This window comes from Flavobacterium erigeronis, from assembly GCF_054075165.1.
The window spans coordinates 192,023-204,656 of the sequence record NZ_JBSKGP010000004.1; the positions used below are offsets into that span (position 1 = coordinate 192,023).

At 34.6% G+C, this 12,634-nt stretch carries 10 protein-coding genes; 5 read left to right on the forward strand and 5 right to left on the reverse strand.

Annotated elements, in window-relative coordinates; translation table 11 throughout:
• The first annotated feature begins 201 nt into the window (after positions 1–201).
• Positions 202–582 (forward strand): DUF1573 domain-containing protein, encoded by a 381-nt coding sequence (locus ACWA1F_RS09690; RefSeq protein ID WP_456893580.1) that lies wholly within the window; start codon positions 202–204, stop codon positions 580–582.
• Positions 583–727: 145 nt separating this feature from the next.
• Here ACWA1F_RS09690 and ACWA1F_RS09695 read toward each other — a convergent pair whose 3' ends face one another.
• The 5 genes from ACWA1F_RS09695 to ACWA1F_RS09715 form a co-directional block, all read right to left on the reverse strand.
• Positions 728–1,204, reverse strand: a complete 477-nt coding sequence (locus ACWA1F_RS09695) for a hypothetical protein (protein WP_456893581.1) — start codon at positions 1,202–1,204, stop codon at positions 728–730.
• Between the two features lie 63 nt (positions 1,205–1,267).
• Entirely contained in the window at positions 1,268–3,397 is a 2,130-nt protein-coding gene (locus ACWA1F_RS09700) for an OmpA family protein (RefSeq protein ID WP_456893582.1), read from the reverse strand.
• 10 nt (positions 3,398–3,407) lie between these two features.
• Positions 3,408–4,334 carry a PorP/SprF family type IX secretion system membrane protein gene (locus tag ACWA1F_RS09705; protein ID WP_456893583.1) on the reverse strand — a complete coding sequence of 309 codons (927 nt, stop codon included), beginning with the start codon at positions 4,332–4,334 and terminating at the stop codon, positions 3,408–3,410.
• 33 nt (positions 4,335–4,367) lie between these two features.
• Positions 4,368–7,004 (reverse strand): gliding motility-associated C-terminal domain-containing protein, encoded by a 2,637-nt coding sequence (locus tag ACWA1F_RS09710; RefSeq protein WP_456893584.1) that lies wholly within the window; start codon positions 7,002–7,004, stop codon positions 4,368–4,370.
• A 149-nt stretch (positions 7,005–7,153) separates the two neighbouring features.
• The gene (locus ACWA1F_RS09715; protein ID WP_456893585.1) at positions 7,154–8,479 is read right to left on the reverse strand and encodes a PDZ domain-containing protein; all 1,326 of its coding nucleotides are present in this window, start codon (positions 8,477–8,479) and stop codon (positions 7,154–7,156) included.
• Between the two features lie 123 nt (positions 8,480–8,602).
• Here ACWA1F_RS09715 and ACWA1F_RS09720 point away from each other — a divergent pair, with 123 nt between their 5' ends.
• From ACWA1F_RS09720 to yidD, 4 genes are all read left to right on the forward strand, one after another.
• Positions 8,603–9,799, forward strand: a complete 1,197-nt coding sequence (locus ACWA1F_RS09720) for a pyridoxal phosphate-dependent aminotransferase (RefSeq protein ID WP_456893586.1) — start codon at positions 8,603–8,605, stop codon at positions 9,797–9,799.
• A gap of 203 nt (positions 9,800–10,002) precedes the next feature.
• Positions 10,003–10,674: a GTP cyclohydrolase I FolE gene (gene folE, locus ACWA1F_RS09725; RefSeq protein ID WP_125721400.1), complete on the forward strand. Its 672-nt coding sequence runs from the start codon at positions 10,003–10,005 to the stop codon at positions 10,672–10,674.
• 72 nt (positions 10,675–10,746) lie between these two features.
• Positions 10,747–12,228 carry a cysteine--tRNA ligase gene (gene cysS, locus ACWA1F_RS09730; RefSeq protein ID WP_456893587.1) on the forward strand — a complete coding sequence of 494 codons (1,482 nt, stop codon included), beginning with the start codon at positions 10,747–10,749 and terminating at the stop codon, positions 12,226–12,228.
• A 149-nt stretch (positions 12,229–12,377) separates the two neighbouring features.
• Positions 12,378–12,620: a membrane protein insertion efficiency factor YidD gene (gene yidD / locus ACWA1F_RS09735; protein ID WP_456893588.1), complete on the forward strand. Its 243-nt coding sequence runs from the start codon at positions 12,378–12,380 to the stop codon at positions 12,618–12,620.
• Positions 12,621–12,634: the final 14 nt, after the last annotated feature.

Below are 12,634 nucleotides of genomic sequence, written 5' to 3' on the forward strand. Positions count from 1 at the left end.
GATTCGTTTTATCAGTAATTTGTTTAATCGGTAATTATAAGGATTAGACAAGTTAAACAAATAAACGAAACTTTGGTTCAGTTTTTGTATTTATAACTGACAGCAAAAGTAAATAATTAAGTAGACTATAAAAAGCGAATTAATAATTTGTGTGTTAATTAAAAGAATGTATATTTACTTACAATTAAAAACTAATTTCATATGAAAAATGCAGCCTCTTTTATTGCAGTCTTATTGTTTAGCGCGATAAGTTATGCACAAAACGGCCCAAAAATTGAATTTGCAGCCCCTGATAATACAATTGATTATGGAAAAATTTCTAAAAGTGACAACGGGCTTCGTTCCTTTGAATTTACCAACACCGGAGATGCTCCTTTATTAATTACAGGCGCAGAATCTACAGTAAGTTCAATCATTGTTACAAAACCTGCGGCAGCAATTATGCCGGGCAAAAAAGGAAAAATCGATGTAAAATATAATATGGTTGCAGGACCTATTCGTAAAACAATTACTGTTGAAACCAACGCAGTAAACTATCCTGACGGAAGAGTAGCTCTTAAAATTAAGGGTGAAGTGCTATAAGAATTAAAATTTTATAATAACAAAAGCCGTTTCTAGATTTAGAAACGGCTTTTTTGTTCTTTTAGTCCTTAGTTTTTTAGTCCCTAGTCCTTAGAAATAGCGCTTAGAAAAAAGACTAAAAAACTAAGGACTAGAGACTAAGGATTTATTTACACTCTGTTTCGTCAAACTTATATTTCACGCTTTCAAAATCAATTGGCTGATCTTTTACTAAATAAGTTACTCCCATTGTGGTTTGCATAACTCCATTTCCTAAAATCAGCTGCTTATCACGTTTTAAAAGCGCCATCGGATTTTTGAAAGTCTTATCTCCATTCACATTGTCCTTGAAAGTATAGTCTACAAATAAAGTATCACCATGAAACTCACCCGCAACTTCTCCTGTTCTAACAGTTGAAGGCGCGACTTTCATCACCATATCTCCAGCTAGTTTTCCGTTTTTCAGCGTATTCAGTTTTAAATCTATCGTATCCTTTTCATAAATTGCTTTATAGCATGCAGTGCTTACTACTGCTTCGCCTTCTGCTTTTACAGCTTCGGCGGCTTTTTGTTTTTCTTCATTTTTACAACTTTGCAATCCGATAACGGATAAAAGCAAACAAGACAAGGTTAGATTTTTCATAATTTCTTTTATTTCGTTGATCTTATAAAATTAAAGAAAAAAGATTTTCTTCTTACCATAATTTTATAAATTTTTAATTACAAATTCAGATCTTCTGTTCAACTCGTGTTCTTCTTCTGAGCACGATTCGTCTGTTTTGCATTTTACAATTGGCACCGATTCGCCATAACCTTTTGCAGAAACTCTTTTGGCATCAATTCCAGATTGGATGATAAATTCTCTTGTTGAATCTGCTCTTTTCTGAGATAAATCAGCGTTGTATTTTACGCTTCCTCGTGAATCGGTATGCGAGCCAATTTCGATTACCATTCCAGGATATTTTTTCATCAGTTCTACCACTCTTCCTAAAATTACTTTTGATTCTTTTCGAATATACCACAAATCGTAATCAAAGTAAATCGGATCTGTTTTAATGATTAAGCGGTCTTTGTCTTTTACAACATCTTTTTCCTTCTCTAAAATCTCTTTTACTTTTTCATTCTTTCTAATTTCAGCTGCTACGATTGCAGCTTCCTTGGCTTTTTTCTCCTTTTGTTTTAATTCAACCGCAGCCAAAGCCTCTTTTTTCTTGTTTTCTTCTTCTATAATAATTTCCTGCTTTCTCTTATTTTCAGCAATTAGTTTTTCTTCCTGTTTAATAACTTCTAAAGATTTCAATGCCAGCGAACCATCATTTACTTTGTCTCGAGTTTTGTCTAAAGTCAATGTTTTTGAAGCGTTGGTATAATTTTCTTTGAAAGCGCTAATTTTATATGAAGTCTCGCAAGCAACTGTAAAACTGAATTTTCCATCGGCAGAAGTCGTAATCGTATTTAAAGTTTTATTTTCTGAATCCTGCAATAATACGGTAGCGTTTTCTAGAGCCAATTGCGTATCAATATCCGTAATGGTTCCTGCAATAAACTGCTTGCAATCTTCAACAATAAGATCTTTTATTTCTTTAAATTGATAGATATCGTCGCTTCCTTTTCCTCCTTCTCTATTCGATGCAAAAAAACCTTCCTTTGTATTTGAATCTATGTAGAAAGCAAAATCATCTAAATTAGAATTCAGCGGAAGCCCCACATTTATAGGTTTTGAATATTCGTTTCCATTAATTTCAGACACAAAAACATCTAAAGATCCGTAACCTAAATGTCCGTCTGATGAAAAATATAATTTATGGTCTGCCGAGGCAAAAGGAAACTGCTCTCTTTTATTGGTATTAATTTCTGGTCCTAAATTTTTCGGAGTGTCAAATGCTCCTTTATTTATATTAACCGAATAAATATCAAAAGAGCCTAAAGTTCCAGGCATGTCTGAAGCAAAATACAATACTTTTTCATCTGCACTCAAAGCTGGATGTTCTACAGAATAATTAGCGCTATTGAATGGAAGCGATGTTACATTTGTCCATTTTCCTTCAACCAATTCTGCTTTAAAAATCTGAAGATTGGAGATTTTCTTATCGTCTTTCTTTTTTCTGCTTCCTTTAGAATTATTTCTGGTGAAATACATGGTTTTGCCATCTTTTGTAAAAACAGCATTCGATTCATGCATTCCCGTTTTTAATTCTTTAGCAAAATAATGAACGATAGAATCTGCCAAATTTATATTTTTTAGCGGAATCGTAACCAGATTTAAATAGGTTTCGTTGTCCCATTTGTATTTTTTATCAAATAAACCGGGCTTCAATTTTACTCCTGCAAAAACTAGATCTTGTTTGTATGTAACGGCTCCAAATTCAGAATTTGGTGTGTTGATCGCAAGGTTTTTAATTTCAAAACGCTTACCGATTGCGGTAACATTTTCTAAGGTTTTAAGCTCTCTTTCGAAATTGAGAATGTCTTCTGAATTATCCGATTTAGCATAATATTCTTTTAAATTGGCATTGGCATCGTCAACAGCATTTGTTGCTTTTAATGTCTGCGCGTATCTGAAATAATATTCCCTGTCCAGATTATTATTGTAATTATTGACTAAAAGACGATAATAACGTTGGGCTTTGACCAAATCATTGGTATAAAAATAAGAGTCCGCTAGATTTTTAATGACTTCTTGCGAAGGTCTTTCGTCTGCCAATTTTTGATATAAAATAATCGCTTCACTGTAATAGGTTTTATCAAAAAAACGTTTTGCTCTCGCCAATTCCTGATCTTGGGCACTTATAAACTGTATTGAAAATACGAATATAATAACGAATAATTTTTTCATATTTTTCATTTTAAAAGAATCTTGGAGATTTATCAAATCCTTTTCCTAACAAGTCCAAATCAAACAACAGCATAATTTCGTGCGTTCCCGAATTAAACTGGCCAAAGTTTGTAAGCGTATAATCATAGGCATAACCTACTCGCAGTGTCGGCGTGACATTGATATTGAATAGCGCACTTACTGAATCATCAATTCTGTAGGCCGCTCCAAATTCAAATTTTTCGTTATACAAAACATTCGCAGTAACATCTAAAGTTATAGGCGCTCCTTTTACAAATTTGGACAAAAATGCTGGTTTCAATTTCAGCTTATCATTCAGCTGAAAAACATATCCAGCCGTCAAAAAAGTGTGCATTTCTTCAGATCCAAAAGCGTTAACTCCTGATTTTTCTTCTATATAATCTGATTTCAGCAAATTCGGAACAGATAATCCCACATAGAGATTATCTCTGAAGTAGTAAGCTCCCACTCCAATATTGGGTTTTGTTGCATTTATATTTTGTGCAAAAGCAAAATCTGTATCAGGATCTGTAAATCGAAAACCGTTAAAATTGCTTTGCATGGATGAAAATCCTGCTTTTACACCCAAAGACAATTTATCCTTTTTGCTTAATTTTAAAACATACGCAAAATCGGCATAGACATTATTTTCTTTTTTAGCGCCGTCTCCGATATCATCTGAAACAAATGAGATTCCGGCTTCTATTTTGTCTGTAATGGCAGTGTGACCAAAAAAAGTAAATGTTTTTGGAGCGCCATAAGCACCAACCCATTGTGTTCTGTACAATCCTCCAAAATTCATCATGGCGGGAACTCCAGTGGCATACGCAGGATTGATGACGCTCATATTGTACATATAGTGCGTATATTCTGGATCTTGCTGCGCCGAAACGGATAAACAGAAAAGGAAATTTATAAGGAGTATTATTTTTTTCATTCGAAAACTATATTAAAAATGTAAAAAAGAGATTTATCGATTCAAATAAAGACGGCCTTGTTTGGGCGGTTTATTTTCTTTATTGAAATGCAGCACATAAAAATAAACTCCGTTGGGCGCGATACCTCCAGCGATACCGCTCTTTTCGTAATTTTTGCCGTCCCAAGCTGGTTTATTATTATCTCCTTTATACATTCCATTTCCATATCTGTTATATATTTCTAGTGTATAATTTGGATATAAAAATTCAATATCTTTTATCACAAACGAATCATTTACACCGTCTCCGTTTGGCGAAAATCCGTCTGGAACAAAGAAATCATACTGCTCGACCTCGCAATCCTGCAGTGAAACTTTTACTTCTTTATAATTTTCTGAAAGACATCTTGTGGTTTCATTTAAATCGTAACCATAATACGTTGCATTATGAACTAGTAATGTAGCTGAAGGCAATAAATTTCCATCTACAGCATCGTACCAGGCAACCGTTGAAGGAACATTTGTTTTAGCAGACAGATCACTTATTCTCGGATTTGCCAATCCGCAAAAATCTGATGTTTCGTTCATTTCTGGCGCTGGCGTATCATTTATAAGTACGGTAACTTTTGCTGGTTCTGAAGTACAGCCTTCTGCAGAGGTTTCTCTTACGTAATAATCTTCTGTTTTTAAAACATAATCAGCGGCAAGCGGCGTTGTTGCCATGGCTGCATTATACCATTTGTATTGAGTGCCTTTTGGTTCTAAGTTGGCAATTACGGCTCCATCAACTTTACAAAACTGCTGATCTATAACAATTGGTGCAGGCGGAATTGGATTTATTAAAAAATCGTCTGTAACATTAATTAAATTGACATCACAATTGGTAACTGTGTTGGTTAAATTCAATAATGTAATTTTTGTTGAACCTGTATTTAAAAGTAATTCTGCTGGAATAACAAAATCTAACTTTCCATTTGTCACAGCCTTGCTGACAGTTTGAACAGCAGAAGAATTACTTTCTGACAATATATACGAAATACTGGCATCGGTTAAATTTCCTAAACCAGAAACTGCTACCGTAACTGGAGCATTCAAACAGAAATCTTTAACCGCAGCTGTTACCGTTACTGCATTTGGCAACGGATTTATATTTAGATTCCCAGCAACATTGGCCGTATTGGTACACTGAGGCGCAGGATTTGTAATATTGGTTATACTATAAATGGTAATTACTGATAATCCGCTTCTTGCATTGAGGATTCCTGGAACTACGAAAGAAGCTTTTCCGCCAACCGACTGCATTTCTGCTGTTTCACCTAGAGCCAGATTGTCTCCATTTATATTATAAGAAATACGATAACGACCGTCAAGTAGCTGAGGCGCTGTAACTTGAATTGTCGCATCATCATTTTGACAAACTGGAAGCGATGCCAATGTAGCATTAGTTAAACGCGGCAATGGATAAATGGTTAAAATTGCTGAAAACGGACTAAAAATATCTGCACATAATCCTTTGCTTGTTGTAGAAACTATGCGGGTAACAGTAATAGTATATTCTCCAACTTGTTTAAAATAAGACGATCGTATGGGAAAGTTGAATACTCCATTTACAAAATTAGCCTTTGCAATTTCAGATCCTGATGCTCCTGGCCCAACAACAGTAAAACTAACATTATATTCTCCATTCGGAATAGGATCGGATCCTTGCGTAATTTGTGCCGAATAAGTTGCTGTTGCAATTTCAGATTCGCAGATATCTTTACTAACCACAATTTTTGATCCCGTGAAATCAAGTCTTTTTTCAAGCAAAATTTTTACAGTAGCATCTTTGTTTTCGCATATATTACTGTTAGGCTGAGCCAAAACGGTATATTTATAACTATATTCTCCCGGCCCATAATTATCAAACACTTCTTGAAGATTAATATTATGATCTGTTGGAGAAGTTAATCCTATACCTTCCCAAGTACCTCCTTTGTCCTCTTTTTCCAATTGGTCAAACAAATCCAAATCGGTATATCCAGCCAAATCGGTAGTTCCGCATAATTCTAAATGCGATGGTTCTCCTGCTTTTGGACCTCTCAAAATGGTCACTTGTACATTAGTCGATTTTTCATCTGGAGAACATGCCAATACAGCTGGTACGGTGTAGATAAAGTGAAGCGTGGTTTTTTCGTCTATATTTTCAACATCTATTATCGCATTTACAGGTGCGCCCGTGTCGGTTGTCCACCATCCATTTACGTGCGGCGGCATTACTTTACTGTCAAAAGCGGTAAAAAGATTAAATTTTTTGTCTTCGTTGCAAATCGTTGCTTCAGATCCTACTCCAACGTATGCACCAATTGTAATTGTAACTACAGCTTTGTTATCTGTACAACCCGAAGTTGCCGGAGCGGTGTATGTATAACGATAAGTTCCGCCTCCAAGGATATACTGCGCATTCAAAATACCAGTAGCAGGATTAAGTCCTTTCAAATTATTATTATCTGTCCATGTCCCACCTGGAACTGGCGAACCTCCTAATAAAGAAAATAAGTTTACCGCCTGATAAATCGGATTGGTGACATCGCAAATTAATTCGTTTACGTTGTCATCACCAGCGCATTGTGCGGTTAGTTTTGAAGGAAATACAGTAAAAAAAATAAAAAACAATACAAAATGTAGGTAGCTAATGTAGTTTTTTGCCATAGATTAAATTTTTGCTAAACATAAGAAAATATTTAACTAAAAAACTAATTTTTAACAAACTTATTTTCACAAAAAGAGCACAAATCTACATTACAGCATTATAAAACACGCTTTTACGATAAATTTAAAAAAATGTGATTTACTACTTTTTACAATTCATCTTCAAGCTTAAATCTAAATTTAATTACCAGACTATTTCGCTCTACCTCCATATTAATCCAAATATCATCTTCTGATTTTAGGAGATTATTTATTTGCTGCAAACTATATCTATAAGGCTGGGTACTATTAATGCTGACAATAACATCTCCTTTACGCAAACCGCATTTCTCAGCTGCCGAATTCTTGCGCACATTTACAATTTCGTAAACCGGTTTAAGAGCAAATTTATATTTAAAATTATTGTCGTTCTTATTTTTTTCCTGCAGCTCATCCATCGTCGAAGCAACTTGAACGGTTTCTAAATGCACCGTTTCCTGCACCCATTGCAGTCCGTTATGCTGAACTGTAATTCCGCTTTTATTATAGGTAAATGGCTCTCCAAACTTGCTGTTTCTTTTTAAGTACAGTTTTTTCCCTTTATAATCCAAAACCAAGGTAAATCGTTTCAACACTTCACCTCCAACAGAACCAATACGTCCTGGAACCATCTTAACGTTTCGAACCGAAATAGAATCAGGAAAAGAGACAATTGGTTTTTTAAAATCAAATTCATCGATCGAAATTTTATCAATTTTTGCGCGATGCCCTTCAATGTCGCCGCTAAATCCTTTTCCTAAGAAATCAGGAAAATTTTTATTTGGGAGTTTTATTTTATCGTTTTCAAAAATCCAGAAGGCATCACTATTTCCAATATCAATTAAAAGTTTTGCTGGAATCTCTTCATTATTAACTGTAGCGGTTGTCATAATATAAGGTTTTGCCCTTTCTACAGTTATCGGAACCATTTTAAACTTTTTGTCTAGTTTTTCCTGAAACTTATTGCTCTTAGCATGAACTATGATTTTCTTTTTCTGATAATTCACTTCGACAAAATTATTTCGAAAGAATTTATGCCCAATAATTCCGTTGACCGGAATTCCGATATGAGACGAAAGGTTGAAACTTTGATCCAGAATAATAAAAACCATATGGTCATCGGATTTCAGACCATGTGTTTCTAAAATGTTTTTCGTCGATTTTAAACCTTCAATTTCTTCCTCGCTTCCCAATCCGCGGAGTTTTATTTTGGCCACATTATTAAAGCTGACCTCCTGTTTTTCTTCCATACTAAATAGAATGGTTTCTTCGACACCAGAATCCAGAAGGAAATTCAGCTCTACTCCATTTACTTTTATAGGAATAAAAACAAGGTTATTAATCAATTTAAAAGGAATTGTAGCCCTAGTCGCATTGTTTTCCAATAAAAAATCGCCTTGTCCAAAAAGCAAAAAAGGTAAGAATAACCCAAAAAACAATACTTTATATTTTTTCATTGACAATATTTTATTATAAAATTAGTAAATATATTTATTATTGTTACATTTTTGGAAGTACCCTTATTGTTTACGTTAAATTCGAAAAAAAAATGCAAATTTGCACTTCAATAATTTATACTCATGCCGACAATTTCACACAAGGGAAAAAACATGCCCGAATCTCCGATACGCAAGCTGGCTCCTTTTGCAGATTTAGCAAAGAAAAAAGGACACAAGGTGTATCACTTAAACATTGGTCAACCGGATATCAAGACACCGGAAGTGGCCATCGAGGCGGTAAAAAGTATTGATTTGACTCTTATAGAATACAGTCCGTCTGCCGGATATGAAAGCTATAGAAAAAAATTAGCTCAATTTTACCAGCGCCAAAATGTAAACGTTAACACAGAAGACATCATTGTTACAACTGGTGGTTCTGAAGCCTTACTTTTTGCACTGGCCACAATTACAGATCCTGGAGACGAAATTATTATTCCAGAACCTTTTTATGCTAATTATCACGCGTTTGCTTCTTCTACAAGCGCAACTGTAGTGCCTCTTGTTTCTACTATTGAAACGGCATTTGCTTTGCCAAGCATTGATGAAGTCGAAAAGCTAATAACACCTAAAACAAAAGCCATTCTGATTTGCAATCCTGGAAATCCGACTGGATATTTATATTCTGAAGCCGAAATTAAACAGCTTGCCGGTTTAATTAAAAAACACGATTTATATTTAATCGCCGATGAAGTATATCGTGAATTTTTATACGACGGAGACGATGTGCATTTTTCTGTAATGAATCTAGAAGATGTACAGCAAAATGTAATCATGGTCGACTCTGTTTCGAAACGTTACAGCATGTGCGGAGCAAGAATTGGCTGTTTGGTAACTAAAAATAAAGATGTTTTGGCAACAGTAATGAAGTTTGCCCAAGCACGTTTGAGTCCGCCAACTATTGAACAGATTGCTTGCGAAGCTGCAATTGACACGCCTCAGAGTTATTTTGACGAAGTTATTGGTGAATACAAAGAACGCCGCGACACTTTAATTGCCGAATTAAACAAGATTGACGGTGTTATCGTAACAAAACCAAAAGGTGCTTTTTATTGTATTGCAGAACTTCCGATAGCAAATTCAGACGATTTTGCACAATGGCTTTTAGAAAGTTATGATTTAAATGGCGAAACGGTAATGATTGCGCCTGCCAAAGGTTTTTATTCTACACCAGGAATGGGACTTAATCAGGTTCGTATTGCTTATGTTTTAAATAAAAAAGATTTGGTTACGGCCGTAAATATTTTAAAGGAAGCTTTACAGGTTTACAACAACAGATAATCAGTTCGTTATAATAAAATTTTCAAAAGACAATAGCCATTTCGTTATTGTCTTTTGTGTTTTAAATCCTGTTATTTAAAATGTAAATTGAATTATAATCAAAAACGATCAATTAAATCCTAAAAACCATAGAAAAGGTTTCCCATTTATTAATTATCTTTACCGCCTTAAAAAAGGAATACACATACTAATAGTAGTTTTTAATGATAAACAACGAAGAATTTTTAGACGAAATAGGAGACAATCACTTTAGCAGTAATGCAAAAAATCCTCTAAGAGAAGATGCTTTTGATATAACTGACGAAGAAAAAATAGAAAAAATTAAAAAAGATGTTGAAAGCATTCTGCAAACTTTAGGAATGGATTTGACTGATGACAGCATTAAAGGAACTCCAAACCGAGTTGCTAAGATGTTTGTAAAGGAAATTTTTGGTGGTCTTAACCCAGCAAAACAGCCAAAAGCTTCTACTTTTGACAATAATTATAAATATGGCGAAATGCTTGTAGAAAAAAACATTACGGTTTATTCTACTTGCGAACACCATTTACTGCCAATTATCGGACGTGCTCACGTAGCGTATATCTCAAGCGGACGCGTTATCGGTTTATCAAAAATGAATCGTATCGTTGAATATTATGCAAAAAGACCTCAAGTTCAAGAGCGTCTTACTATGCAGATTGTTCAAGAACTGCAAAAAGCTTTAGGAACAGAAGATGTTGCCTGCGTTATCGATGCGAAACACCTTTGCGTAAATTCTCGCGGAATTAAAGATATCGAAAGCAGCACTGTAACTTCTGAATTCGGAGGAAAATTCAAAGACGCACAAACGAAAAGAGAATTTCTTGACTACATAAAATTAGATACTCAATTTTAAAATTTGATTAATCATTAAATAGATTAATGTTTTTTAAAATCAAAATTTAAACAAATTACAACAAGCAAAACTATGCCTCTATATACAAGTCAGCCTTTAAAAATATACAATTCGCTTTCGGGTGAAAAAGAAGATTTCAAACCCATCCATGATGGAAACGTTGGAATGTATGTTTGTGGACCTACGGTATATAGCAATGTTCACTTAGGTAACGTGAGAACTTTTATGTCTTTTGATGTAATCTTCAGATATTTTCTGCATTTGGATTATAAAGTTCGTTATGTTAGAAATATTACCGATGTTGGACATATCGTAGATGATGTGGATGAAGGTGAAGATAAAATTGCTAAAAAAGCACGTTTGGAGCAATTGGAACCAATGGAAGTGGTACAGCGCTATACTGTAGATTTTCATAATATTCTAAAAGCATTCAATTTTTTGCCTCCAAGTATCGAACCTACAGCAACTGGACATATTATTGAGCAGATTGAAATTATCAAAAAAATTATCGATAAAGGTATTGCTTATGTTGCCAACGGATCTGTATATTTTGACGTTGTAAAATATAACGAAACCAATAATTACGGTATCTTAAGCGGTAGAAATATCGACGATATGCTGGCAAATACTCGTGATCTTGACGGACAGTCCGATAAAAGAAATCCGCAGGATTTTGCGCTTTGGAAAAAAGCTGAGCCAGAACATATCATGAGATGGCCTTCTCCTTGGAGCGATGGTTTCCCAGGATGGCACTTAGAATGTACTGCAATGAGTACTAAATATCTTGGAAATCATTTTGATATTCACGGAGGCGGAATGGATTTAAAATTCCCTCACCACGAATGCGAAATCGCTCAAAATGAAGCTTGCACGGGTCAGGCTCCGGTAAATTACTGGATGCATGCTAATATGCTTACTTTAAACGGAAAAAAAATGGCAAAATCGACTGGAAATAATATTCTTCCAGGTGAAATTCTTAGTGGTGACAACACTATTCTAAGCAAACCCTTTTCTGCTTCGGTAACTCGTTTTTTCATGCTTCAAGCACATTACAGAAGTATTTTAGATTTTTCTGATGATGCAATTGTTGCCGCTGAAAAAGGATACAAAAGATTAATGGAAGCACTTGATGCTTTACCAAATCTTACTGCAGGAGCTTCTAGTTCTATAGATTTTGCTGCATGGAAACAGCTTTGCTACGATGCAATGAATGACGATTTCAATACGCCAATTTTAATTGCGCAGTTGTTTGAAGCGGTTCGTTATATCAATTTATTAAAAGATGGCAAAGAAACTATTTCTGCTACTGATTTAGCTGATTTCCAAACAGCAGTAAATGCTTTTGTATTTGATGTTTTAGGTCTTAATGACGATAAAGCCGCTGATGCAGATAGCGATAAACTAGACGGTGTAGTAAATATGCTTATCGGAATGAGAAATCAAGCTAGAGCCGATAAAAACTTTGCTCTTTCTGACCAAATTCGCGATCAGTTAATTGCATTAGGAATTCAGCTGAAAGACGGAAAAGAAGGAACTACGTTTAGTATTCAGTAAAAAAAGTATTCAGTGTTCAGTTTTTTTTTAGTGATCAGCTATAGATTAACAACTAAAACAGAAGATACTAAGAATTGATTATCTAAATGATTTATCATTTTATATTTTTTTACTGAACACTAAAAAAACTGAACACTGAACACTAAATTATGAAATTTCTAATCTATCCGTTTGTACTGCTGGTTCGTTTTTATCAAACTGCCATTTCACCGTTTACACCTGCTTCCTGCAGATTTGAGCCGACATGTTCGACTTATATGATTCAGGCGCTGCAAATTCACGGATTGTTTTATGGCGGATATCTAGGCATTAAACGTATTTTAAGTTGTCATCCTTGGGGAAGAAGCGGATACGATCCTGTGCCAGAAAAGAAATGCAGTCACAAACATTAACTTTTTAGAAAACG